This is a genomic window from Sphingomonas sp. KC8 (assembly GCF_002151445.1).
Lineage (GTDB): Bacteria > Pseudomonadota > Alphaproteobacteria > Sphingomonadales > Sphingomonadaceae > Sphingomonas_E.
In genome coordinates, this window is the sequence record NZ_CP016306.1 from 1819179 (window position 1) to 1844060 (window position 24882).

General features: G+C 65.1%; 26 protein-coding genes. 13 read left to right on the forward strand and 13 right to left on the reverse strand.

Annotation, left to right across the window (positions count from 1 at the left end; all coding sequences use genetic code 11):
- Positions 1 to 30: 30 nt before the first annotated feature.
- The 3 genes from KC8_RS08565 (at position 31) to KC8_RS08575 (ending at position 3108) form a co-directional block, all read left to right on the forward strand.
- Positions 31 to 822 carry a DUF2189 domain-containing protein gene (locus tag KC8_RS08565; RefSeq protein ID WP_050805453.1) on the forward strand — a complete coding sequence of 264 codons (792 nt, stop codon included), beginning with the start codon at positions 31 to 33 and terminating at the stop codon, positions 820 to 822.
- A 140-nt stretch (positions 823 to 962) separates the two neighbouring features.
- Positions 963 to 2486: a fumarate hydratase gene (locus KC8_RS08570; RefSeq protein WP_010127069.1), complete on the forward strand. Its 1524-nt coding sequence runs from the start codon at positions 963 to 965 to the stop codon at positions 2484 to 2486.
- A gap of 61 nt (positions 2487 to 2547) precedes the next feature.
- Positions 2548 to 3108 (forward strand): hypothetical protein, encoded by a 561-nt coding sequence (locus KC8_RS08575; protein ID WP_010127070.1) that lies wholly within the window; start codon positions 2548 to 2550, stop codon positions 3106 to 3108.
- Positions 3109 to 3177: 69 nt separating this feature from the next.
- Here KC8_RS08575 and KC8_RS08580 read toward each other — a convergent pair whose 3' ends face one another.
- The 4 genes from KC8_RS08580 to eno form a co-directional block, all read right to left on the reverse strand.
- Positions 3178 to 4536, reverse strand: coding sequence for a pyruvate dehydrogenase complex E1 component subunit beta (locus KC8_RS08580; RefSeq protein WP_010127071.1), 1359 nt, complete (start codon positions 4534 to 4536; stop codon positions 3178 to 3180).
- The gene (gene pdhA, locus KC8_RS08585; RefSeq protein ID WP_010127072.1) at positions 4536 to 5597 is read right to left on the reverse strand and encodes a pyruvate dehydrogenase (acetyl-transferring) E1 component subunit alpha; all 1062 of its coding nucleotides are present in this window, start codon (positions 5595 to 5597) and stop codon (positions 4536 to 4538) included. The genes KC8_RS08580 and pdhA overlap by 1 nt, the downstream gene beginning before the upstream one ends.
- Before the next feature lie 168 nt (positions 5598 to 5765).
- Positions 5766 to 6077, reverse strand: coding sequence for a septum formation initiator (locus tag KC8_RS08590; protein ID WP_010127074.1), 312 nt, complete (start codon positions 6075 to 6077; stop codon positions 5766 to 5768).
- Positions 6078 to 6200: 123 nt separating this feature from the next.
- Entirely contained in the window at positions 6201 to 7478 is a 1278-nt protein-coding gene (gene eno, locus KC8_RS08595) for a phosphopyruvate hydratase (RefSeq protein ID WP_010127075.1), read from the reverse strand.
- A gap of 169 nt (positions 7479 to 7647) precedes the next feature.
- Between eno and KC8_RS08600 the strand changes: the two genes are divergently transcribed.
- From KC8_RS08600 to KC8_RS08625, 6 genes are all read left to right on the forward strand, one after another.
- The gene (locus tag KC8_RS08600) at positions 7648 to 8166 is read left to right on the forward strand and encodes a hypothetical protein (RefSeq protein WP_232455668.1); all 519 of its coding nucleotides are present in this window, start codon (positions 7648 to 7650) and stop codon (positions 8164 to 8166) included.
- 8 nt (positions 8167 to 8174) lie between these two features.
- Positions 8175 to 8531, forward strand: a complete 357-nt coding sequence (locus KC8_RS08605) for a phage holin family protein (protein WP_010127077.1) — start codon at positions 8175 to 8177, stop codon at positions 8529 to 8531.
- Complete coding sequence (locus KC8_RS08610) at positions 8528 to 8887, forward strand: DUF3618 domain-containing protein (protein ID WP_010127078.1); 360 nt, start codon at positions 8528 to 8530, stop codon at positions 8885 to 8887. Before KC8_RS08605 ends, KC8_RS08610 begins: the two co-directional genes overlap by 4 nt.
- A 43-nt stretch (positions 8888 to 8930) precedes the next feature.
- Positions 8931 to 9404, forward strand: a complete 474-nt coding sequence (locus KC8_RS08615; protein WP_138956745.1) for a hypothetical protein — start codon at positions 8931 to 8933, stop codon at positions 9402 to 9404.
- A 92-nt stretch (positions 9405 to 9496) separates the two neighbouring features.
- Positions 9497 to 10099: an MlaC/ttg2D family ABC transporter substrate-binding protein gene (locus tag KC8_RS08620; RefSeq protein WP_010127080.1), complete on the forward strand. Its 603-nt coding sequence runs from the start codon at positions 9497 to 9499 to the stop codon at positions 10097 to 10099.
- A gap of 115 nt (positions 10100 to 10214) precedes the next feature.
- Positions 10215 to 10442, forward strand: coding sequence for a DUF4170 domain-containing protein (locus KC8_RS08625; RefSeq protein WP_010127081.1), 228 nt, complete (start codon positions 10215 to 10217; stop codon positions 10440 to 10442).
- 94 nt (positions 10443 to 10536) lie between these two features.
- Here the strand turns inward: KC8_RS08625 and KC8_RS08630 are convergent, their stop codons facing one another.
- Genes KC8_RS08630 through kdpF form a run of 5 tightly spaced genes read right to left on the reverse strand, consistent with a single transcriptional unit; the run spans position 10537 to position 15682 of the window.
- On the reverse strand, positions 10537 to 11226 hold the full coding sequence (locus KC8_RS08630) for a response regulator (RefSeq protein WP_010127082.1): 690 nt from the start codon (positions 11224 to 11226) through the stop codon (positions 10537 to 10539).
- A 10-nt stretch (positions 11227 to 11236) separates the two neighbouring features.
- On the reverse strand, positions 11237 to 11821 hold the full coding sequence (gene kdpC / locus KC8_RS08635; protein WP_010127083.1) for a potassium-transporting ATPase subunit KdpC: 585 nt from the start codon (positions 11819 to 11821) through the stop codon (positions 11237 to 11239).
- 11 nt (positions 11822 to 11832) lie between these two features.
- Positions 11833 to 13863, reverse strand: coding sequence for a potassium-transporting ATPase subunit KdpB (gene kdpB, locus KC8_RS08640; RefSeq protein ID WP_010127085.1), 2031 nt, complete (start codon positions 13861 to 13863; stop codon positions 11833 to 11835).
- A gap of 13 nt (positions 13864 to 13876) precedes the next feature.
- Positions 13877 to 15580 carry a potassium-transporting ATPase subunit KdpA gene (kdpA, locus tag KC8_RS08645; protein WP_010127086.1) on the reverse strand — a complete coding sequence of 568 codons (1704 nt, stop codon included), beginning with the start codon at positions 15578 to 15580 and terminating at the stop codon, positions 13877 to 13879.
- A gap of 12 nt (positions 15581 to 15592) precedes the next feature.
- Positions 15593 to 15682, reverse strand: coding sequence for a K(+)-transporting ATPase subunit F (gene kdpF, locus KC8_RS08650; RefSeq protein WP_138956746.1), 90 nt, complete (start codon positions 15680 to 15682; stop codon positions 15593 to 15595).
- Positions 15683 to 16131: 449 nt separating this feature from the next.
- Between kdpF and KC8_RS08655 the strand changes: the two genes are divergently transcribed.
- Positions 16132 to 18765: a sensor histidine kinase gene (locus KC8_RS08655; protein ID WP_010127087.1), complete on the forward strand. Its 2634-nt coding sequence runs from the start codon at positions 16132 to 16134 to the stop codon at positions 18763 to 18765.
- 2 nt (positions 18766 to 18767) lie between these two features.
- Here KC8_RS08655 and KC8_RS08660 read toward each other — a convergent pair whose 3' ends face one another.
- Genes KC8_RS08660 through KC8_RS08670 form a run of 3 tightly spaced genes read right to left on the reverse strand, consistent with a single transcriptional unit; the run spans position 18768 to position 21475 of the window.
- On the reverse strand, positions 18768 to 20114 hold the full coding sequence (locus tag KC8_RS08660; protein WP_010127088.1) for an SPOR domain-containing protein: 1347 nt from the start codon (positions 20112 to 20114) through the stop codon (positions 18768 to 18770).
- 32 nt (positions 20115 to 20146) lie between these two features.
- Positions 20147 to 20746, reverse strand: coding sequence for a hypothetical protein (locus KC8_RS08665; protein WP_010127089.1), 600 nt, complete (start codon positions 20744 to 20746; stop codon positions 20147 to 20149).
- 12 nt (positions 20747 to 20758) lie between these two features.
- Entirely contained in the window at positions 20759 to 21475 is a 717-nt protein-coding gene (locus KC8_RS08670) for a ParA family protein (RefSeq protein WP_010127090.1), read from the reverse strand.
- Positions 21476 to 21630: 155 nt separating this feature from the next.
- Here KC8_RS08670 and KC8_RS08675 point away from each other — a divergent pair, with 155 nt between their 5' ends.
- Together KC8_RS08675 and KC8_RS08680 are read left to right on the forward strand one after the other, a co-directional pair.
- Positions 21631 to 22572, forward strand: coding sequence for an SPOR domain-containing protein (locus tag KC8_RS08675; RefSeq protein ID WP_010127091.1), 942 nt, complete (start codon positions 21631 to 21633; stop codon positions 22570 to 22572).
- A gap of 66 nt (positions 22573 to 22638) precedes the next feature.
- Positions 22639 to 22956 carry a hypothetical protein gene (locus tag KC8_RS08680; protein ID WP_010127093.1) on the forward strand — a complete coding sequence of 106 codons (318 nt, stop codon included), beginning with the start codon at positions 22639 to 22641 and terminating at the stop codon, positions 22954 to 22956.
- Between the two features lie 18 nt (positions 22957 to 22974).
- Here the strand turns inward: KC8_RS08680 and serB are convergent, their stop codons facing one another.
- Complete coding sequence (gene serB / locus KC8_RS08685) at positions 22975 to 23847, reverse strand: phosphoserine phosphatase SerB (protein WP_010127094.1); 873 nt, start codon at positions 23845 to 23847, stop codon at positions 22975 to 22977.
- On the opposite strand from serB, the gene miaA reads away from it, so the two are divergent.
- The gene (miaA, locus tag KC8_RS08690; RefSeq protein WP_037496834.1) at positions 23840 to 24790 is read left to right on the forward strand and encodes a tRNA (adenosine(37)-N6)-dimethylallyltransferase MiaA; all 951 of its coding nucleotides are present in this window, start codon (positions 23840 to 23842) and stop codon (positions 24788 to 24790) included. The two genes, serB and miaA, sit on opposite strands and share 8 nt — an antisense overlap.
- Positions 24791 to 24882 lie beyond the last annotated feature (92 nt).

The following is a 24882-nucleotide window of genomic DNA, read 5'->3' on the forward strand; positions in this document are numbered from 1 at the left end:
CTCTACCCGCCTGCCGACCATGAGGAGGGCATGACGATGGTCGCAATCACCCCCGCTGCAACCGACTCCCCCGTCCCGCACGTCCGCAAGATCGGCATGGCCGATCTGCGCTGGGCGCTTGCAGAGGGGTGGGCGGACTTCAAGGAAAAACGGGGTGATATCGTGCTGGTCGGGTTCATCTACCCGCTGGTGGGCTTCGTCGCCGCGTGGTTCGCGCTCAACGGCGCGCTGGTGCCATTGCTGTTCCCGCTGATCGCCGGGCTTTCGCTGCTGGGGCCGACCGTCGCGGTAGGATTTTACGAACTGGCGCGGCGGCGCGAACAGGGGCTCGAATCGAGCTGGTCCCACTTTTTCGATCCATGGGCCGGGCGCGGCGCGAAACAATTATTGCTGGCGACGCTGACCTTGACCCTGCTGTTCATGGCGTGGCTCGGCACCGCATGGCGGATGTATCAGGACAGCTTCGGCTTCAGCCATGATCTGACGCTGGCCCCCTTCCTCACCCAGATGTTCACGACGACCGAAGGGTGGCAACTGATCATCCTGGGCAATCTGGTTGGCCTGGGATTTGCGATCGTCGCGCTGGCCAGCAGCGTCGTCACCTTCCCGATGCTGGTCGACAAGAAGGTGCATGTCGGCACCGCCATCGCCACATCGTTCAAGGCAAGCGCCCATAACCCCGTCACGGTTGGGACATGGGGCCTGATCGTGGCCGCCCTGCTGGTGATCGGCTGCATCCCGCTGTTCGTGGGGCTGGCGGTGGTGCTGCCGGTGCTGGGTTATGCGACCTGGCACCTCTACACCCGGCTGGTCGAACGGTGAGAGCAGGCTGAATGGCGCGCGCCGGACATGCCGGCCGCGCCACCCGGTTGGAATGGGCATCCGAAAAGCGTAAGGCGACGCGCGAAAGGCGCGATTCCGCGAGGATCGCGCCCCTGTTCGCGACACGCCTGAGGAAGCCCATGACCGTCACCATCAAGGAAGCCGATCTGATCGAGAGCGTCGCCGACGCGCTTCAATATATCAGCTACTATCACCCGATGGATTATATCCGCGCGCTGGGCGACGCGTATGAGGCCGAGCAAGGCCCGGCGGCGAAGGACGCGATCGCGCAGATCCTGACGAACAGCCGGATGTGCGCCGAAGGCCATCGGCCAATCTGCCAGGACACCGGCATCGTCACCGTGTTCGTGAAATGGGGCCAACAATGTGTGCTGGACAGCGACAAGAGCCTGCAGGACGTGGTGGATGAAGGGGTTCGCCGCGCGTACCTCCACCCCGAAAACCGCCTGCGCGCATCGATCCTGAAAGACCCCGCGTTCGGCCGGATCAATACCAAGGACAACACCCCTTGCGTGATGAGCGTCGAGATGGTGCCCGGCGGCAAGGTGCAGATCGACGTGGCGGCCAAGGGCGGCGGCAGCGAGAACAAGAGCAAGTTCAAGATGCTCAACCCCAGCGATTCGATTGTCGACTGGGTGCTGGAAATGGTGCCGCAGATGGGCGCCGGCTGGTGCCCGCCCGGCATGCTGGGCATCGGTATCGGCGGCACCGCCGAAAAGGCGATGAGCCTGGCCAAGGAATCGCTGATGGGCCATATCGACATGGCCGAACTCAAGCGGCGCGGCCCGCAGACCGATATCGAACGGCTGCGCGTTGAAATCTTCGACAAGGTCAATGCGCTCGGCATCGGCGCGCAGGGCTTGGGCGGGCTTGCCACAATCCTCGACGTCAAGATCATGGACTATCCGACCCACGCGGCATCGAAGCCGGTGGCGATGATCCCCAATTGCGCTGCCACCCGCCATGCCCACTTCACCCTCGACGGTTCGGGACCGACCTATCTTGATCCGCCGAACCTGGACGAATGGCCGAAGGTGGAATGGAAGCCGAGCAAGGAGGCGATCAAGGTCGACCTCAACACGCTGACGCCGGCGATCGTGGCCAGCTGGAAGCCGGGCGATCGCCTGCTGCTGAACGGCAAGATGCTCACCGGCCGCGATGCCGCGCACAAGCGCATCCAGGACATGCTGGCCAAGGGCGAGGAACTGCCCGTCAGCTTCAAGGGCCGGGTGATCTATTATGTCGGCCCGGTCGATCCGGTGGGCGATGAAGTGGTCGGCCCCGCCGGCCCCACCACCGCGACGCGGATGGACAAGTTCACCGACATGATGCTCGAACAAACCGGGCTGATCGCGATGGTCGGCAAGGCCGAACGCGGGCCGGCAGCAGTCGAATCGATCAAGCAGCACAAGGCCGCCTATCTGATGGCGGTGGGTGGCGCCGCCTATCTGGTCGCGCGCGCGATCAAGGGCGCCAAGGTCGTCGGCTTCGAAGATCTCGGCATGGAGGCGATCTACGAATTCGACGTGCAGGACATGCCGGTGACGGTGGCGGTCGATTCGACCGGCGAAAATGTCCACCACACCGCGCCGCTGGTGTGGCGCGAGAAGATCGCGCGGGAGAAGCTGCTGCAGACCGCATGACAGCGACACCAATCATCCTGACGACCATGCCCGTCGCCGCCGGAAACGCGGCGGCGGGCGCATGGGCGAACCGCGCGGCATGATCCCCGAGATCACCGGCCGCGACGCGCGGTTCCGTTCCGCCCTGCCGCCCGAAGACTGCGTGGCGGGGCTGGCGCGCGTGCTGACGCCCGCCGCCGATGTCGCGTTCACCGATGACGGCCCGGACATGATCTTCGCCGGCGCGGTCGGCGAACATGGGCTGCACATCGCCTGCCGCCACCGCAAGAAGGCCAAGGACAGCGAGTTCGCCTTGCATGCCCGTATCTACAAGGATGGGCCGGCAACACAGATCAGAGGGCGCTTCCGCCTGCCATCCAAGGGCAGCGCCTATCTGATCTTCTGGTTCTGTTCGATGATCGCCTTTGCGATCTACCTGCAATGGTCGCCGATCCTGGCGCCAACGGAACGCATGGTGCTGCTGGCCGCGCCGATCGGCATGATCGCGTTCGTCCTGCTTACATCATGGCTGCATCGCGGGCGGCTGACCCGCGACGAAGCGGCGATTTCGGCCCTGCTTGCCGAGCATATCGGCGCACGCCGATATCGCCTGAAATCGCAGCGCAGCAAGCGGCGGCGCTGATATAGCAAGGGCGACGGAGAATGACCTTCCCCGCCGCCCTTTGCTTTGCCCGGCTGCTGATCGCCCGCCTTAGCGGTAGGTGACCTTCTTGGCGGCAGCCACGACATCGTCGACCTTGATCAGCGCCAGCTTTTCCAGATTGGCGGCATAAGGCAACGGCACATCTTCGTTGGTGACGCGCAGCACCGGGGCATCGAGATCGTCGAAGCCCTGTTCCATCACGACTGCGGTAATTTCCGACGCGATCGAGCAGGTCGGCCAGCCTTCTTCGACGACGACCATCCGGTTGGTCTTGGCGAGCGACTTGAGCACGGTTTCGGTGTCGAGCGGGCGCAAGGTGCGCAGATCGATCACTTCGGCGTCAATGCCTTCGGCGGCCAGTTTTTCGGCCGCATCGATCGCCACGCCGACGCCGATCGAATAGCTGACCAGCGTCACATCCTTGCCCTCGCGCACGATCCGCGCCTTGCCGATCGGCAGGACATAATCGTCGAGCTTGGGCACATCGAAGCTGTGGCCGTAGAGCAGTTCGTTTTCGAGGAATACGACCGGATCGGGGCTACGGATCGCCGCCTTCAACAACCCCTTGGCATCGGCCGCGCTATACGGCGCGATGACGATCAGGCCGGGGACGCTGGCATACCAGGGGGCGTAATTCTGGCTGTGCTGCGCGCCGACGCGGCTGGCGGCGCCATTGGGACCACGGAACACGATCGGGCAGCGCATCTGGCCACCCGACATATAATTGGTCTTGGCCGCCGAATTGATGATGTGATCGATCGCCTGCATGGCGAAGTTGAACGTCATGAATTCGATGATCGGGCGCAGGCCGCCCATCGCGGCGCCCGTACCGACGCCGGCAAAGCCATATTCGGTGATCGGCGTGTCGATGACGCGGCGTTCGCCAAATTCGTCGAGCAGGCCCTGCGTCACCTTATACGCGCCCTGATATTGCGCGACTTCCTCGCCCATCACGAACACGCGATCGTCGGCGCGCATTTCTTCGGCCATCGCATCGCGCAATGCTTCGCGCACCGTGGTCTTCACCATTTCGGTGCCGGCGGGGATATCGGGATCGGCAACCGTCGCACGCGGCGCGGCAGCAACCGGGGCCGGCGCCGCGGCAGCCTTGGGTGCTTCGGCCGCCTTGGCGGCGGGGGCGGCTTCGATAGCAGAGGCGTCTTCGCCCTCGCCAGCGATCAGCGCAATCACCTCGCCCACCTTCACGCCATCGGTGCCTTCGGCGATGACGATCTTCGCGATCGTGCCTTCGTCGACCGCTTCGAATTCCATCGTCGCCTTGTCGGTTTCGATTTCGGCGAGGATATCGCCGGACTTCACCGCATCGCCTTCCTTGACGAGCCACTTGGCGAGCGTGCCTTCCTCCATCGTCGGGGAAAGCGCGGGCATCTTCAGTTCAATGGCCATCAATACTGCCCCACCAGCACATCGGTATAAAGTTCGGACAGCTCCGGCTCGGGTGCTTCCTCGGCATAGTCCGCCGCATCCTGCACGGTCTTGCGGATATCCTTTTCCAGCGCCTTCAGTTCGTCCTCGGTGACGCCGAGCGCCTCCAATTCCTTCTTGAGATGTTCGATCGGGTCGGACTTGTCACGGACCGACTGAACCTCTTCGCGCGAGCGATATTTCGCCGGATCGGACATGGAATGGCCGCGATAGCGATAGGTTTTGAGTTCCAGCAGGATCGGCCCCTTGCCGGCACGCACCCACGCCACGGCTTCCTCGGCCGCGCCGCGCACCGCAAGCACATCCATGCCATCGACCTGGATGCCGGGGATGCGGAAACTTTCGCCACGGCGATACAGTTGGTCTTCGGCCGACGCGCGGTTGACGCTGGTGCCCATGGCATATTGGTTGTTTTCGATCACGAAGATGATCGGCAGCTTCCACAGCTCAGCCATGTTGAAGCTTTCATACACCTGGCCCTGGTTCGCCGCGCCATCGCCGAAATAGGCCATCGCAACGCCGCCATCGCCGGCATATTTATGCTTGAAGGCCAGGCCAGTACCCAAGGATACCTGTGCACCGACGATGCCGTGGCCGCCGTAGAATTTATGTTCGACCGAGAACATGTGCATCGAACCGCCCTTGCCGCGCGAAATGCCGGCGGCGCGGCCGGTGAGTTCGGCCATGATCACGTTGGGATCGATGCCGTAGGCCAGCATATGCCCATGATCGCGATAGCCGGTGATGACGCTGTCCTTGCCCACTTCCAGCGCGGACTGAAGGCCGACGGCAACCGCTTCCTGGCCGATATAGAGATGGCAGAAACCGCCGATCAGGCCGAGGCCATACAATTGGCCGGCCTTTTCCTCGAACCGGCGAATCAGCAGCATCTGGCTGTAGAAGTCGAGCATTTCCTGCTTCGACGCGGCGTAGCGGACGGGCTCCGCCGGGCGCTCGCGGTTGGATACGGGGGCTGGCGTTACCGCCGCCTTCGACGTTCGCGGCTGTGCTGCTTTGGCCAAGCTTAAGCGCTCCTGTGGGCAGATCGGATATTGTGAGGGTCTATAGGCCGCCACCGCCCGATTCCGCAACGGCAGAGGGCGATCATCGCGTAATCATATAACAGCGATGTGAAATGAATGCGGTTCAGCATTTTCCCCCGCCATCGGGCGCGGGCGGGAGGCGACCGGCTATTTCGTGACGATGACGTATTCGTCGTCGCCGACCATTTCGGTGGCGCCGCGCGTCAGTTCGTCGGCAAGGTCATGGTCGCCATGCGCCAGCAGCTTCTTGCGATTGAGCAGGCGGTTCTTCTCCGCCTCGACCTGGGCGAGCTTCACCTTGGCTTCGCCCAGTTGCTTGCGATATTCGCCACGCGCCAGAAGGCCATTGGTGCCGAGTACCGCATATCCCGCGAACATCAGCATGAACAGCACAGCCGCCGTCGGCGCGGCGGCCGACGCGATCAGGCGAAAGGGAGAGCGTTTGCGGATCACGAACATCAGCAATCATCAACGCCGGGTTAACGCAAGACCGAATCGATCGATTGCCCGTTAATTTACGTAATATTTGCTCCGCCGCCCCGGTTTGGACCGGGACGGCGGAGCGAAAGAGCAGCGTACGGCTCAGGCGCGGAAAATGTCGCGCCCGGCGTAACGGGCGACGAAGCCCAGTTCTTCTTCGATGCGCAGCAGCTGGTTATACTTGGCCAGCCGATCTGAACGGGCCATCGAGCCGGTCTTGATCTGGCCGCAGTTGGTGGCGACCGCGAGGTCGGCGATCGTCGCGTCTTCGGTTTCGCCCGAACGGTGCGACATGACGGCGGTGTAGCCGGCGCGCTGCGCGGTCGACACCGCTTCCAGCGTTTCGGACAGCGTGCCGATCTGGTTGACCTTCACCAGCAGCGAATTGGCAAGGCCATCCTTGATGCCCTGGCGCAGGCGCACCGGATTGGTGACGAACAGATCGTCGCCGACGAGCTGCACCTTGTCGCCGATCAGATCGGTCAGGATCTTCCAGCCTTCGAAATCATCTTCGCCCATGCCGTCTTCGATCGACTTGATCGGGTAGCGCGCGCACAGATCGGCGAGATAGGCGGCCATTTCGGCCGGCGAACGCTTCGCGCCTTCGCCTTCGAAATCATAGACGCCGTTCTTGAAGAATTCGGTCGCCGCGCAATCGAGCGCGATGACGACGTCGTCGCCCGGCGTGTAACCGGCCTTTTCGATCGACGACATGATGAAATCCAGCGCGTCGGGCGCGGATGCAAGGTTCGGCGCGAAACCGCCCTCATCACCCACCGACGTCGACAGGCCCTTGTCGTGCAGCGCCTTCTTGAGCGTGTGGAAGATTTCCGACCCGCAGCGCAGCGCTTCGGACAGGCTTTCCGCGCCCACTGGCATGATCATGAATTCCTGGAAATCGATCGGATTGTCGGCATGCGCGCCGCCATTGATGATGTTCATCATCGGCACCGGCAGGATATGCGCGGCGGTGCCGCCGACATAGCGATAGAGCGGCAGGCTGCGCGCATCGGCCGCGGCCTTGGCGACCGCAAGGCTGACGCCGAGAATCGCGTTCGCGCCGAGGCGGCCCTTATTGGCCGTCCCGTCGAGATCGATCATGACGGCATCGATTTCCTGCTGGTCTTCGGCTTCGAGGCCGACGACGGCTTCGGCAATCTCGCCGTTGACCGCGTCGATCGCCAGGCCAACGCCCTTGCCCTGCCAGCGATTCTTGTCGCCATCGCGCTTTTCGACGGCTTCATGCGCACCGGTCGATGCGCCCGATGGCACGGCGGCGCGGCCGAAGCTGCCGTCCTCCAGCGTCACATCCACCTCAACGGTGGGGTTTCCGCGGCTGTCGATGATTTGACGGGCATGGACGTCGATGATCGCGGTCATTTCGGGATCGCACCTTTTTCTGGACGCTGGATGTGGCGCGCTCTATCCGCAGGGAAGGCGATAGGCAACGCCAACCCGCCCTATCCATGACCAATGCGGATTTCGGGGGAACATCCGACCGGGGGCAAATGTTAGAATAGCGAGGCGCAACGCTTTCGACGGAGATTCGATGATGGCCACAACCCCGGAAAACCTGACCGATACACCCAAGGATGCCAGCGATTCGGCGCCCGCAATCACCCCGAACGCGGCGGAGATCGAAATCAACCCCACCGGCGCCAAGGCGCGCGCGGCGTTCAAGGACGCGGCCGACAAGGTGAGCGAACAGGCCAGTGGATTGAAGGACCAAGCCGCCGGCAAGGCCCGCGATTATGCCGCAATCGGCAAGGACAAGGCCGCCAGCGGGCTGGACAGCGTGACCCGGCTGATGGACGATGCGGCGGGCACGATCGACGAAAAAGTCGGCGAGCAATATGGCGATTATGCGCGCAAGGCAGCATCAGCCGTCGCCAATGTCGCGACCAGCCTGCGCAGCAAGGATGTCGATGAACTGCTCGACGATGCGCGTACCGCCGTGCGCAAAAGCCCTGCCCTGGCGATCGGGGCCGCCATCGCGGTTGGCTTCGTGATCGCCCGGCTGGTCAGAGCCGGCAAGGATGGCGGCGCGAGCGACGACAAATCGGCCTGAGCACGGCAATGGCGGGGGCGAACGATCCGGACAGCACGATCGGCGAACTGTTCAGCCAGGCCGTCGATGAAGGTGGCCAGTGGGTTCGCGCCGAACTTGCCGTCTATCGCCGGCTGGCGATCCGGCGGGCGCTGGCGGCGCGCCTAGCCGTTGGCCTGATGGTGGCCGGGGTGCTGCTGGCGTTCGGATCGGCCAGCGCGCTGATGATCGGGCTGGCGATCGGCCTGGCCCGGTTCATCGGCCCGGTGGGCGGTGGGATCATTACCGGAACGATCGGCCTGGCGCTGGCCGGACTGCTGATCCGCGAAGGCATACGGCGGCTGCCCACCATAGCCGCGCCCGACGACGAAGGCCGCAACGCATGATCGGCGACAAGACCGATCTGGCCAATGCCCGCGCCCGCGCCGATGCGGCGCGCACCCGGCTGGCCGGCACGCTGGGCCGAATCCAGGCCCGGCTGCATCCGCGCGCCCTGATGAAGGAAGCGTGGGAAGAAGTGCGTGAACAAGGCGGCGAACTGGCAGCCAAAGCGATGCGCGACGTGCAGGAAAAACCCGGCCGCACCGCCGCGATCGCCGGCGCCGTCGCGCTGTTTCTGGCCCGCGAACCAATCGCGCGCGGGGTGAAGCACCTGCTGAGCGGCGCCGACGATGACGCCGGAAATGGCACCGAAGACGATAATGCAACTGGCGATGCCGACGAGGGTTCTGCCAAGGATTGATCCATTGCCGGCGGACAGCCCCGCCGGATCGAGGAGGCGAATGATGAGCAACAGCGTGAAGGACAGCGCGGAGCGTGCCGGCGCCTATGCCAGCGAAAAACTGACCGAGGCCAAGCAGCAGTTGCGTGAACGGACCGAAGCCACCCGCGCGGCCGCAGCCGAGGCGCTGGAAACGGCACGCGGCAAAGCTGCCGACGCGAAATCGGCAACCACCAAGGGGATCGAGGAAAATCCGGTGGCCGCACTTGTCGCCGGGATCGCGATCGGCGCGGTCGTCGGTACCCTGCTGCCGCGCAGCGAGCGTGAAAAGACCGCCCTTGGCCCGATCGGCAGCAAGCTGAACGAAGCCGCGCGCGTCGCCGCCGCCGCCGCCAAGGAAGCCGGCCGCGAAACGCTGGATGATCTGGGCATCAACAAGGACGCCGCATCCGCACAGGTGAACAAGCTGGTCGAGGCCGCGACGAAATCGGCGAGTGCCGCCAGCCATGCGGCGGTGGATGCCGTAAAGCACCACTGATCGTTCGGATCCGCAACGCGGACCGGCCCTTATTCAAGCGCGGTTCACCGCGCCTACGCCAAAAGACGCGCAAGCATCTGGAGCATCATCGAATGATTTTCACGCGTACCCCGTTCACCGCCGCCATGCTGGCGCTGGCCACGATCGCCGCTCCGCTTGCAATGGCCGCCCCGGCGCACGCCGCGATCAACAATCAGGACCCGAGCGCGTTCATCAACGGCCTTACGGACGAAGGCTTCGCCGTGCTGCGCGGTGGCGACAAGGTGGCCGCGAAGGCCAAATTCCGGACGATGCTGGCCCAGCATTTCGCGGTCGACGCGATTGGCGACAGGCTGATCCGCCGGTGGAAGCCGACGCTGAAGCCCGAACAGCTGGCCGCGTACAAAGCCGCCTTTCCCAATTATGTCATCGGTCTCTATGCCGATCGCCTGTTCGAATATGCCAATGCCGACGTCAAGGTGATCCGCGCGCAGCCCGCCGCAACCGGCGCGGCCGTGGTGACGCAGGTGACCAAGAAGGGCCAGCAGCCGATCAACGCGATCTGGACATTGAACAAGACGCCGCAGGGCTACAAGGTCAGCAACCTGACGGTCGCGGGGATCAACCTTTCCTTGACCCAGGCGGCGGATTTCGACGCCTATATCCAGCGCAACGGCTTCGACAAGCTGGTCGCGTTCATGAAATCGAAGGGCTGAGTGCAATTGGCGGAAGACGCGTTAGCATCTTCGCAATCGCATATCCCCCGCCTTTGATTGTTGCGGTGCGGCGCTCATGTTAGGACGCGCCAAACCCACAATCAGGGACATTTCCATGAGCAAGATCCACCTCGTTTTCGGAGGCCGGGTAAAGGACCCACGCACGCTCGATTTCGAAAATCTCAACGCGATCGACGTCGTTGGTTTTTATGAAGATTATAAAAGCGCCGAAAATGCGTGGCGGGGCGCCGCCCAGCGCACGGTGGACGATGCCGAGATGAAATATGTCGTCGTCCACCTGCACCGGCTGCTCGAACCCGATCTCGAAGCGCCGGCAGCCTGATTCGGATAGCGAAACCCGGCGTCAGTTCTTGACCCGGGCCTGATTCACGCTTTGGACGCAGGCGCATGGCGCTTCGGCCCCAAACGATCAGGCCCTACCCCCGGCCCAACCGGTAGCCGACGCCGGGTTCGTTGATGATGAGACGCGGGCGGGCCGGATCGGCCTCCAGTTTCTGGCGGATGTTGCGCACGACGATGCGCAGATAATCGACCCGATCGGCCTGCGCCGGCCCCCACACCGCGCGCAGCAACTGGCCGTGGCTGATGACGCGATCGGGACGCGCCGCCAGTTCGGCCAGCACGCCATATTCCTTGGGCGAAAGGTGGATTTCCTCATCACCCCGCACCACCCGCCGATATTCCATGTCGATCGTCACATCGCCGATCGCCACCCGGCTTGCTTCGGTGCGGGCGGCGAGACGGTGGCGTAGCGCGGTGCGGATGCGCGCCAGCAATTCTTCGGTGTCGAACGGCTTGGTGACATAATCGTCGGCGCCCAGATCGAGCGCCGTCACCTTTTCTTCCGTAGATTCGCGGGCCGAAACGACCAGCAGGGTCGCCTGCGATCGCGCGCGGATGGGCTGGATCAACTCCAGCCCGTCGCGATCGGGCAGCCCCAGATCGAGCAGCACCACATCGGGCTTTTCGATATCAAGCAGCGACAGCCCTTCGCGCGCCGTCCCCGCTTCCGCCACCTGATGCCCGCCCCGCTGGAGGGCGGTGCGCAGCAGGCGACGGATATGGGCATCGTCCTCGACGATCAGCACCTTGCTCACAGCGGTCATACCGTTTGAATTAGGGCTTCACCACCGCCGCGTCGAGCGCCCGGTTGAGCAGCAACACGTTGACGCGCGGTTCACCAAGGATCCCGATCAAGGGATGTTCGACATTGGCCTCCACCAGCGCGCGGACCTGGGCTGCCGGCAACTGACGGGCAGCAGCCACGCGATCGACCTGAAAAAAAGCCGCCTCGGGGGTGATATGGGGGTCCAGCCCCGAGGCGGAGGCTGTCACCAGGTCCGCCGGAACAGGCTGACCAGGCGCGGAGGCGATAAGTTTTTCAATGTCGCCCTTCACACGATCCGCCAGCACCTGCGACGTCGGACCGAGGTTCGAACCCGACGACGCCTTGGCGTCATAACCAGAGCCGGCGGCGGATGGGCGCGGGTGGAAATAGCGATCGGAGGTGAAGGCCTGCCCGATCAGCGCCGATCCGACGACGCGGTCGCCTTCGCGGATCAGGCTGCCATTGGCCTGGCGTGGGAACAGCAACTGGCCGATCCCGGTCATGCCAAGCGGGTAAGCGATGCCCAGCAGCAGGGCGAACAGCAATGTCATGACGATCGCCGGACGGATGGCGGTGATAAAGTCCTTGCCCATATCGAGTTCCTTCAGGCGAGGTTGAGGCCGGTGACGGCAAGATCGATCAGCTTGATGCCGATGAACGGGGCGACGAGACCGCCAAGGCCATAGACCGCGAGGTTGCGGGCCAGCAGCGGCCCTGCCCCCATCGGCCGATACGTCACGCCCTTCAGCGCCAGCGGCACCAGGAATGGGATGATCAGCGCGTTGAAGATGATCGCCGACAGGATCGCGCTTTCCGGCGTCTTCAGGCCCATCAGGTTGAGCACGCCCAATCCCGGATACAGCGCGACGAACATCGCCGGGATGATCGCAAAATATTTGGCAACGTCGTTCGCGACCGAGAAGGTGGTGAGCGCGCCGCGCGTCATCAACAACTGCTTGCCGAGGCCGACGACCTCGATCAGCTTGGTCGGATCGCTATCGAGATCGACCATGTTGCCGGCTTCGCGCGCGGCCTGCGTGCCGGTGTTCATCGCCACGCCGACATCGGCCTGCGCCAGCGCCGGGGCGTCGTTGGTACCATCCCCGCACATCGCGATCAGGCGGCCGCCTTGCTGTTCCTTGCGGATCAGCGCCAGCTTGTCCTCCGGCGTCGCCTGGGCGAGGAAATCATCGACCCCGGCTTCGGCGGCGATGGCGGCGGCCGTCAGCGGATTATCGCCGGTAATCATCACGGTGCGGATGCCCATGCGGCGCAGTTCGGCGAAACGATCGCGCACGCCCGCCTTGACGATATCCTTCAGATGGACCGCCCCGAGCAGCCGGCCATCGCGGACGACGGCGAGCGGCGTGCCCCCCGACCGGGCGATTTCATCGGTCACGCGGCGCAGTTCGGCGGCGACGGGCGTGTCACCAAGGCCGGGATAGGCCCGCAGCACAGAATCCACCGCCCCCTTCAGGATGACGACGCCATCCGCCTTCACACCCGACACGCGGGTCTGCGCGGTGAAGGGGATCGCTTCGGCGGATGGCGACAGTTGGGCCGCAACCCCATGCTTTTCACGGCCGAGGACGACGATCGACCGGCCTTCGGGCGTTTCATCGGCCAGACTGGCGAGCACCGCCGCGTCGGCCAGCGCGCTTTCGGCGATCCCGCCGACCGGGCGGAAGGCGGTTGCCTGCCGATCGCCGATGGTGATCGTGCCGGTCTTGTCGAGCAGCAGTACGTCCACATCACCCGCCGCTTCCACCGCGCGCCCCGATTTGGCGAGCACGTTGAACCGCACCAGCCGATCCATGCCGGCAATGCCGATCGCCGACAGCAAGGCCGCGATCGTCGTCGGAATGAGGGTGATCAGCAGCGCCGCGAGGATCGCGACGGGGATGCTGCCCCCCGCATAGGATGCAAAACCGGGAATGGTGGAAACCGCGATCAGGAAGATGATCGTGAGACCAACGAGCAGAATATTGAGCGCGATTTCGTTGGGGGTCTTCTGCCGTTCGGCCCCTTCGACCAGCGCGATCATCCGATCGAGGAAGCCCTGCCCCGGTTCGACCGTGACGCGGACCTTGATCCTGTCGGAAATCACGCGCGTGCCGGCGGTGACGGCCGAACGATCGCCCCCCGCCTCGCGGATCACCGGCGCGCTTTCGCCGGTGATCGCGGCTTCGTTGACGCTGGCGACGCCTTCGATCACCTCGCCATCGGCGGGGATCAGATCGCCCGTTTCGACCAGAACGATCGCATCCTTGTCGAGCCGGCTGGCGGGGACGATTTCATAGGTATCGCCCACGCCGAGCATCAGCTTGGCCTTGAGTTCAGCCTTGGTGGCCCGCAGCGATGCGGCCTGCGCGCGGCCGCGCCCTTCGGCCAGCGCCTCGGCAAAGGTGCCGAACAGCACAGTCAGCCACATCCAGATGACAAGCTGGACCTGGAAGCCGGTGGATATCCGCTCATCCCCCAATATCAGCAGGACGGTGAGCAGCGTCGCCACCACGGCGGTGACGAACATCACCGGGTTACGGATCAATTGCCGGGGATCGAGCTTGCGAACGGCATCGCCGATCGCCGGCACGAGCAGGCTGGTGGAAAACATCGTGGGTGTCGGTGCGGTCATGGTCCGTGTCCGATCAGAAAAGCTGGCCGCGGATCATCGCGAGATGATCGGCGATGGGGCCAAGCGCGAGGCTGGGCAGGAAGGTGAGGCCGCCAAGGACCAGGATGATCCCGACGAGCAAACCAACCCACAAAGGCCCGGTGGTGGGGAAAGACCCGGCACTGGCAGGCGTATGCTTTTTCGCCGCGAGGCTGCCGGCGATCGCCAGCATCGGCACGATTACGAAGAACCGGCCCAGCCACATCGCGACACCCAGCGTGCCATTGTAAAATGGCGTGCCGGCGGAAAGCCCCGCAAAGGCCGAGCCATTATTCGCGGTCGCCGAGGTGAAGGCGTAGAGGATTTCCGAAAAGCCGTGCGGTCCCTTGTTGAGCGGACCCGCCAGCCCCGCCGGCAGGACAGCGGCAAGCGCGGTCAGGCCAAGAATGGACAAAGGCAGGATGGCGATGGCGAGCACGGCGAGCTTGACCTCGCGGTCTTCGATCTTCTTGCCGACATATTCGGGCGTGCGGCCCACCATCAGCCCGGCGACGAACACCGCAAGGATGGCGAACAACAGGAAGCCATAAATGCCGGCGCCAACGCCGCCGATCACGACTTCGCCCAACTGCATGTTGAACAGCGGGATCATGCCGCCCAAGGGCGTGAAGCTGTCATGCATCGCGTTGACCGCGCCGCAGGACGCCGCCGTCGTCACCACCGAAAACAAGGCCGATGCGGCAATGCCGAAGCGGACTTCCTTGCCTTCCATATTGCCGCCCGCTGCCCCCAGCGCATGCAGCACCGGATTGCCAGTGGCTTCCTGCCAGTAGGTGATGCCGGCGCCTGCGGTGAACAGGATCAGCATCGCGGCCAGGATCACCCAGCCCTGCCGGGTGTTGCCGACGGCCTTGCCGAAACAATAAGTGAGGCCGACGCCGATCGCGAAGATCGCCAGCATCTGGAACAGGTTGACCAGCGCATTCGGGTTTTCGAAGGGATGCGCGCTATTGGCGTTGAAGAAGCCGCCACCATTGGTGCCGAGCATCTTGATCGCTTCCTGGCTGGCGACCGGCCCCAGCGCGATCTTCTGCTGCACGCCTTCCAGGGTGGTCGCGACCACCGTCTGATCCAGCGTCTGCGGTACGCCCGACGCGATCATATAGGTTGCGAAGACGACGCAGATCGGCAGCAGCAGATAGAGCGTGACCCGCGTCATATCCGCCCAGAAATTGCCGACACCGCGCGCTTCACGCCGGGCGAAACCCCGGAACAGGGCAAAGGCCAGCGCGATGCCGGTGGCGGCCGACAGGAAATTGTGGATCGTCAGCCCCAGCATCTGGCTAAGATTGGTGAGGGCCGCTTCGCCCGAATACCATTGCCAGTTGGTGTTGGTGGTGAAGCTGATCGCGGTGTTGAACGCGCCATCCGCGCCGACACCGGCCATCCCATCGGGATTCATCGGCAACACGCCCTGCAACCGCAGCACCGCATAAGTGAACAGCAGCAATGCGACGTTGAACAGCAGCATATGGACCGCGTAGCGACGCCATCCCTGATCGACATTCGGATCAATGCCCGAAAGCCGGTAAAAGCCGGCCTCCACCGGCCCGAGGATGCGATGCAGCGGCGTGCGGCGCCCTTCGTACAACGCGAACAGCCACAGCCCCATGGGCTTGGCCAGCCCGATGAGGATGGCGACGAAGCCGAGAATCAATATCCAGCCCTGAATGGTCATGGGAGTGTCCGATCAGAAGCGTTCGGGCCGGACGAGCACGGCCACGAGGTAAAGAAGCAGCCCTGCAGCGACGATCGCGGCGAGCATGAGATCAAGTGCCATCATCCGTGCCCCTTCAGGCAGCATCGCAGAGGCGGACATAAGCCAGCGTTGCAGCGAACAAGCCGCCCAGCACCGCCAGCCAGATCAGATCGGGCATGGAATCATCCTCCTGTTTCGGGCGCACGCGCAGCCCGGAGGATGACGCAGATAGGCGCGTGTGCCGTTAAGGTTCGATAGGGAAGCGACGGGGCCGCATTAGAATTCCATTAAGATGGCGCCTTCCCGGCCACACTTCCTCCGTCACCCTGGCTCAGCGGGTCGCTTCGCTGTTTCAGGGTCCATCGTGCGGCAGGCGACGTCCGCGCATGTGGAAGAGTGGATGCTGAAACAAGTTCAGCATGACAGTGAAGTATAATCCGCCCCCGTCGACTTGTTGGCCGCGCTCGCGTAATCCGGCCGCCGTGTCGAGCAAGCCACCCCAACCCCTGCGCCCTTCCCCTGATGCGCTGTTGCGTACCGCCACGCGCGAGGGACGCGGCCGGCTGAAGATATTCCTGGGCGCCGCACCCGGTGTAGGCAAAACCTATGAAATGCTGCGCGAGGGCGCAGAGCGGATGGCGCGCGGGACCGATGTCGTCGTCGCGGTGGTCGAAACGCATGGCCGCGCGGAAACGCAGGCGTTGGTCGCCCCGTTCGAAGTGATCCCGCGCCGTCAGATCGCCCACCATGGCCACACGCTGACCGAAATGGACCTTGATGCGGTGCTCGCACGGCGGCCCGGCCTCGCGCTTGTCGACGAATATGCCCACACCAATGCCGAAGGCAGCCGCCACCCCAAGCGCTGGCAGGATGTGGCCGAACTGCTGGATGCCGGGATCGACGTCCATACGACGCTCAACGTCCAGCATGTCGAAAGCCTCAACGACGTGGTGGCCAGCTTCACCCGCGTCCGCGTGCGCGAAACCGTGCCCGACAGCGTGTTCGAGGATGCCGAGATCGAGATCGTCGATCTGCCGCCCGACGAACTGATCCAGCGGCTGGAAGAAGGCAAGGTCTACGTCCCCGAGGAAGCGACCCGCGCGCTGGGGCATTTCTTTTCCAAATCGAACCTGTCGGCGTTGCGCGAAATGGCGCTGCGCCGGGCAGCCCTCAGCGTCGATCAGCAGATGCTGGAACATCTCGACGCCAATGCTGTGCCGGGCACCTACGCCGCCGGTGATCGCGTGCTGGTCGCGGTCAGCGAACTGGCCGGCGCCGAATCCTTGGTCCGCGCCGCCAAGCGACTGGTCGATGCGCTGCGCAGCCCGTGGATGGCTGTCCACATCGAAACGCCGCGCACCGAAGCGTTCGACGAAACCCAGAAACGCCGTGTCGCCGACGCGCTGGCGCTGGCCACCAGCCTGGGCGCAACGATCGCCACCGTACCGGCCGAAAGCGTGCTGGCGGGCCTGCGCGCCCAGATCGAAGGCATGCGCGCGACCCAGCTTGTCATCGGCAAATCGCAGCGCAGCTGGTGGTTCGAACTCCGCCATGGATCGGTCGTCGATGCGATTTTGAAGGAAAGCGAGGGGCTGGCCGTCCACGTCATTCCGGCAGACAAGAGCACACCCCTCGGCACCCGCCGCACACCGCGCGCCGCCGCGCGCTGGGGCACGCCTTCCGCATGGGCCACGATCGCGGTGCTGATCGCGGCGACGACCCTGCTGGCCCATCTGATCCAGCCGCTGACCGGGCCGGGCGCGATCGACCTGATCTACCTGTTGCCGGTGATCGCGGCCGCGGTGCGCTTCGGCTTGCGGCCGGGATTGCTGGCCGGGCTGCTATCGGCGCTGGCGTTCAACTTCTTCTTCCTGCCGCCGCTGCACACCTTCACCATCGCCGATCCGCAAAGCGTGGTGACGGTGCTGGTGCTGATCGGCGTCGCCGCCTTTGCCAGCCAGCTGGCCGGACAACTGCGTTCGCGGGCCAAGATCGGCGTGCGCAGCGCGCGCGAAAATGCCGCAGTCGCCAGTTTCGCGCAAACCCTGGCACGCGTGTCCGACGCCCACACCACCGCACGGGTGGTGTGCGAGGAAGCCGCCCGCCTGCTCGACGTGCATGCCATCGTGATGAGCGAGCGTGACGGCCAGCTGGTGATCGCGGCCGCCAGCCCGGCGGTCGACGCGCTCGGCCCGGTGGACATGGCGGCGGCCGACTGGGCGTGGAGCCGGGGCGAACCCGCCGGCAACGGCACCGCGACGCTGAACGCCGCCGACTGGCAGTTTCATCCGCTCAAGACCGCGCTGGGGGTGCTCGCCGTTCTGGGCCTTGCCCGCGAGGATGGACGCGAACCCGTCACATCCGATCGCGCGGTACTGCTGTCGACGCTGGTCGGGCAGGCCGCCCTCGCCCATGAACGGCTGCAACTGGAAGGCGAAATGCGCGAGCTTTCGGTGCTGAAGGAACGCGATCGGCTGCGCGCGGCATTGCTGTCGTCGATCGGGCATGACCTGCGCACGCCGCTCACCTCGGTGATGGCGGCAGTGGAAACGCTGGCGACGGAGCACCCATCGTCGAGCGCAGTGGCAACGGCGCGGGGCGAAACCCAGCGGCTGAAGCGCTTTCTCGACAATCTGATCGATATGGTGCGGATCGACAGCGGTGCGCTGGAAATCGCCCCCGAGCCGATCGACCTGACCGATGCGATCGGATCGGCCGTCCACGATGTCCGCCGGCAATTGCGCAATCACGACATCGATCTGCAGGTGCCGCCCAATCTGCCGCTGGTGCGCGCCGATCCGCGCCTGCTGCACCACATCCTGATCAACCTGCTGGTCAATGCCGCGCAACATGGTGGCGCGGGCCGACGGATCACGGTGGAAGGCCGCCGTACACCGGATTCAGTGGAACTGGGCGTGCTGGATGACGGCCCCGGCCTGCCCGTGGGCATGGAAGCCGCAATCTTCGAAACCTTCGCACAAGGGCGCGGAAGCGATCGTCAGGGCGGCAGTGGATTGGGCCTTGCCATCGTCAAGGGGTTCGCCGCCGCGATGGGCGTCGATGTTCGCGCATCCAACCGGCCAAGCGGCGGCGCGGCTTTCACCCTGTCCTTCGGCAATGCGCTGGTGATCCTGGCCACCGAGGATGGCAGCGAGGACGCCTGAAATCAGCGCGAGGCGAGTTGTTCGCCCTTGGCCTTGCGCCCAGCCCATTGCATCGGCCGATCATCGATCGCGGCGCGAACGAAACATTCACCGCCCTTGGCGCGAACCCGTTCGCATACGCCGGTCGCGGCATCGCGCGTGGCGAACCCCGCCAGGCTGAGGCGATAGACCGTGCCCGTTTGCTGAAGCGCGAACGTGCCGCTGGACGGGGCATAGTCGGTCACCATGGCAACGCGCGCGGCGATGCGGTTCCAGGCGGCCTCGACCCGCGCGGCGGAACTGTAAGCGCCGAGCTGGACGACGAAACGGCCATTAGCCTGCGGCGCACGGGCAGCGCGCACCGGGGACACAGCCTTCATCATCAGCTTCGCCGGGGCGGGCGGCGCCGCAATCAGCGGTGGCGCAACGGGGGTTTCGGGCCGGGCAACAGCCGCGGCCTGCAACAGCATCGGCACGGCCGGTGCAGCTTCAACTGGCGGTTCCGTGGCTTCGGCCATGTCGATGGCAGGCGGTCGAGCTTCCATCGCCGCAGGGACCACCTCAACCGGTTCGGCTGCCACCACGGCGACGGGCGCCGCCAAGGGAGCGACGGTTTCGGGAAGCGGAGCGAGCGCGAGCGCCACGGGCTGGCCCGGATCATAACTCGGCTTGACGCCCAGCACCCCGGCCACCTGATCCCAGCTGTTTCGCGGCTGGGCAAACAGCACCCATTCGATCATCCGCCGACCAAGCTGATCCGCCGGCAAATCCTGCGCTGCCGTAGACTGCGCTTCGTTCCAGCGCCCGGCCAGCGCATAGCCCAGCGCCAGATTCTGCCGTACCTTCGCATCGGCGCCTTCGGCGCGGGCGGCGGCCTCCAGGATCGTTACGGCGCGCGCGGCATCCCCTGCCAGAGCATAGGCCAGGCCGCGATCCGCCGCGCCGACCTTGCCATCGAGTTCATCGAGCATGGGGAGCGCCACATTCGCGCGGCCCATTGCGGCTTCGACCAGGGCAAGGTTGAGCTGGGCCTTCCCCAATGCCGGATCGAGCGCGAGAGCATCGCGAAAACTGGTGCGCGCGGACGCGAAACGACCGTCCAGAAGATAGGCCTGCCCCAGCATCGCCCGGCTGGCCGCGTCGCGCGGAGCCAGCGCCACGGCGGCTTCCGCCGCTGCAATCGCCGCAACGGCATCCCGATTAGCAATGGCGGCCGATGCCCTGGCGACAGCCCGCGCCACATCGCGATCGCCCTTGACGGCTGAGGACGACAGTGTGGCCGGACGCGTGTCGGCCGGTTTGCAGCCCACCGTGACGATAGTCAGAATTGCAGCCGAGGCCGAAAATTTGAGCAGAGCGTTGGTTTTCATCACCCTTCCTCTCTGAATGCAGGCGCCCGGATTCAGGCGTTCGGGGTGCCGCCAGCCGGATCGGCAGACATGCCCGCCGTCACGGCATCAAGGCCGGGAATGGTGTCGAGATACGCGTCGAGTGCATCGACCAGCAGCTTTTGCGCCGAACGATGGCCGATCGCGCTCGCCAGCCGCAGCCGCAAATGGCGCTGGGGATCGAGCCGCAGGGTGAAGGCCGCCTTCGGACGCGCTTGCACCATCGGCGCCGCCGCGACCTTGCGGACGGGCGACCGTTCGGCACGCTTCTTTGCGAGCGCAGGCGCAGGCGTGGGCACCGCGACGGATGCGGGCGGCACCGATGGTGCATCGCCAAACTCGCGGGCTATTTCGGCCTGCTGGAGCACGACCTGCGGAACCGGCGTATCGCTGGCGAAATCATCGTCGACACCCACGATGGGTAGCGGCGTAAGGTAGGACGATGCCGGCTGGGTCGGCTGATCTTCGAATCCGGCCAGGCCCATGTCGTTCCAGCCGAGATCATCCTGAGCCGACGGGACCATATGGCTCTGCGGGCGCATCGCGGGCTTGGCGAAACCCTTGCGGGCCAGCAAGCTCGACGACAGGGAGGCAAAGGTGCGGGGTTCGCTCATGCCGGCCGCTCCTTACTGCTGGACCACGCGGCGGCCGAAGCCAGCCGCGGGCCGCGCCGTGACGTTGCCGGCGATCTGGCCGGGCGCCGAAAAAACCGTCCGGCGGAAATTCTTTTCCAGCCGGTCGGACACATAGCTCCACAAGGCTTCGACCTCGAGCGCGGATTTGCTCTTGGCATCGACCTCCATCACCGTGCGCCCGTCGATCATCGACGCGGCGAAATCGGTGCGGTGGTGCAGGGTGACGGGGGCGACGGTGCCGTGCTGCGACAGCGCGACGGCGGCCTCGTAGGTGATCTTGGCCTTGGGCGTCGCGCCGTTGACGACGAACAGCAAAGGCTTGCCGGCGCGATCGCACAGATCAACCGTAGCGCCCACGGCGCGCAGATCGTGCGGACTGGGCCGGGTCGGGATGACGATCAGTTCTGCAACCTGGATCACGCTCTGGATCGCCATGGTGATCGCTGGCGGCGTATCGATCACGGCCAGGCGGAAACCCTGCTGGCGCAGCATTTCGAGATCGGCGGCAAGCCGCGCGACCGTCGTCTGCGCATAAGCCGGCATGTCGTCCTGCCGTTCATTCCACCAATCGGAAAGCGAACCCTGCGGATCGATATCGATCAGCACGACAGGCCCGGCGCCCGCGCGTTGCGCCTGAACGGCCAGATGGCCCGAAAGCGTGGTCTTGCCGGACCCCCCCTTCTGTGATGCCAGCGCCAATACCCGCATAACCGTTCCTCGATAGTCGTCGCTATTCAACCAAATGCCACCCACGCGGCTAAGAAGTGGTTAATCCGACATGCGATCACCCACTGGTATCGCGGCGAACGGAGCGTTAACCATATCGGACTAAGCGGGGCGGGTATTTCAGCAGGATGGTCGAGATGAAGGCAGCGCTTGGGGGGCGACTATTGGCTGCGACGATGGCGCTGATCGTGATCGCGCCGATTGTCACCCGGCCCGCCACGGCCGAACCACCCACCGATACGACATCCAAAGCCACCCCGGGCGGCATGGCCGGCGTCAGCGCATGGCGCCGCGGCGATTATGCCGCCGCAATCGCCGCGTGGCAGCCGCTGGCGGATGGCGGCAATGCCGATGCCCAGTTCAATCTGGCGCAGGCGTACCGGCTGGGCCGCGGCGTGCCCGCCGACGAAGGGATGGCACAAGGCTGGTATCGGCGCGCGGCGGATCAGGGCCACATGCAGGCGCAGGCCAATTACGGCCTTTTACTGTACCAGAATGGCGATCAGCGAAGCGCGATGCCCTGGCTGGAAAAGGCCGCCGATCAGGGAGACGCACGGGCGCAATATGTTGTCGGCACCGCTTTGTTCAACGGCGATCCCCTGCCGCGCGACTGGGTTCGCGCTTATGTCTTGATGTCACGCGCGGCCGGATCGGGACTGCCGTCGGCTGTCGCCAGCCTCGCCGAAATGAACCGCTATATCCCCGCCAGCCAGCGCCAGCAGGCACGGACGCTGCTTTCAGCGCCGAAAGCCCCGGTGCAGATGGCGACGACGACGGCGGCGCCGGCCAAACCCGAAGCCCGGCCAGCCCGCGCAAAGCCCATGGCCCCCGCCCCGGCGGCCAATGGGCGATGGCGCATCCAGCTTGGCGCGTTCAGCGACAGTGCGCGCGCCGAAGGCCTGTGGCGGCGCATTCAGGCAAGCGCGCCGGCATTGGCCAGCGCACAACCCTTTCTGGTGAAGGCGGGAACGGTGACGCGCTTGCAGGCCGGGCCATTCGCCAGCCGCGCCGCTGCCGATCAGGCATGCGCCGCGATCCGCGCCGGCAGCCAGGCCTGTTTTTCGGCCATGGCCGACTGATCCGGCCGGTTTAACGCTTCGTCCACCATGGCGGATTAAGCCCCTGCGCAGATGGGAGACGCTCGCATGGCCGTTTTCGGCGATTTCACCCGCTCGCTTGCGATGGCGTCGCCCTGGCGCAGACAGCGCATGTGCACGCTTGTCACCGATGACGCGGCCCCGGCCGCCCTGCGCCATGTTTCGGCAGCCGGCGCCTTCGTCGAGACCCGCGCCCGCCCGGCACTGGGCACGGCGGTAGAACTGCGTCATCCGGAAGCTGGCGCAATCCGGGCGCATGTGGCCGGCGTTGCCGGCGACGGCATCAGCCTGTCATTTGATCGCGGCGGCGCGGCGGTCGCCTTCGCGCTTACCGCGATCGGCGCCGATATGAGCCGGCGAAGCTGACGCCGGCCCCCTCCCCGGTCACTGCACCCAATCAGCCCGCTTATAACCCTGCGCATAAAGCAGCGCCGTCAGATCGCCGCGATCGATTCGCGCCCCCGCTGCCGCCGCCGTCTTGGGCTTGGCATGATAGGCAATGCCCAGCCCGGCCGCCTGAATCATCGGGATATCGTTCGCACCGTCACCCACCGCCAGCGTTTCGGCCAGCGTGATGCCCAGCGCCTCCACTTCGGCGATCAGCGTTTCGCGCTTGGTGGCCGCCCCCACGATTGGGCGCGCCACGGCGCCCGTCAACCGGCCACCGGCCACGCCCAGCGTGTTGGACAGCGCGCGATCGAAGCCGATTTCAGCCGCCACGCGATCGGCGAACACGGTGAACCCGCCCGACACCAGCACCGCGCGTGCGCCATTGGCCTTCATCGTCGCGATCAGCGGCCTGGCGCCGGCCATGATCCGCACCCGTTCGGCATAGCAAAGATCGATCGCCGCCGCGTCGAGATCCTTGAGCAAGGCGACGCGCGCATCGAGCGCGGCTTCGAAATCCAGCTCGCCACGCATCGCGCGTTCGGTGACTTCGGCGATCTCGGCCTTGATCCCGGCATAATCGGCCAGTTCGTCGATGCACTCGATGGTGATCATCGTCGAATCCATGTCGGCGATGATTAGCTTCTTGGCGCGGCCGGCTTCGGGCTGGACGACGACATCGGCCAGCGGCTCCAGCACCAAACGCGCCTTTTCTGGATCGGCGGCAAAGGTAAGATCAAGCGCATAACCCTCGTCAATCCAGCGCCCGACAAGGGGTGCGCAGCCCGCATCGGCCAGCGCCAGACGCGCGCGATCGGAAATATCGGGCGCAAGACTGCCGTCCGTTGCTATCAGCGTGGCAATGTACACACAGGACTCCTCGGATAAACGCGCGGTGGCGCTCATCGCAGGGCCGACGGCCAGCGGCAAGTCGGCATTGGCGCTCGCGCTGGCGGAAATATCGGATGGCGTGATCATCAATGCGGATGCCTCGCAGGTCTATCGCGATCTGCGCGTGCTGTCCGCCCGCCCCTCTCCGCAAGAAGAAGGCCGGGCGCCACACCGGCTGTTCGGCCATATCGACGGCGCGGAAGCCTGTTCGGCGGCGCGCTGGGCGGCGGACGCGAAAGCCGAGATCGACACGGCGCATATGGCCGGCAAACTGCCGATCCTTGTCGGCGGGACCGGCCTTTACATCCGCACCCTGCTCGACGGCATCGCCCCGGTGCCCGAAATCGCCCCGGATATCCGTGCCGCCGTGCGTGCGCTGCCCGTGGCGGAGGCTTATGCGGCGCTGGCGCGTGAGGATGCGGCGTCCGCCGCCCGGCTGCACCCGGCCGATACCACCCGGATCGCCCGCGCTTTGGAGGTGGTGCGATCGACCGGCTACCCGATTGCCCACTGGCAGGCCGCGCGCGCCGGCGGCATCGGCGATATGATCCACCTGGCCCCAGTGATTCTGCTGCCGCCGCGCGATTGGCTGCGCGCGCGCTGCGACGCACGCTTCGCAGCGATGCTGGACGAAGGGGCGCTCGCCGAGGTCGAAGCGCTGATCGCCCGGAATCTGGATCCAGCCTTGCCAGTGATGCGCGCCATCGGTGTGCCGGAAATCATCGATTTCCTTGAAAATCGAATCGATCGCACGACGATGATCACCCGCGCGACGGCTGCCACCCGCCAATATGCCAAACGCCAATATACCTGGTTCCGACAGCAACCGCCGGAAGACTGGAAACGGGCAATTACGCAACTCGATGCTGCAAAAATCGGTAATTACGCAATATTATTATACCAAATGGCGTTGACAAGTTAGTTTATTGCATTTAGCAGCGCCCCACCTTACCGTTGTTGTGCGGTGCGGTGGAGGCCGCGCTTCAATGGGCGGCCGAATTGGACTAGGGCCTG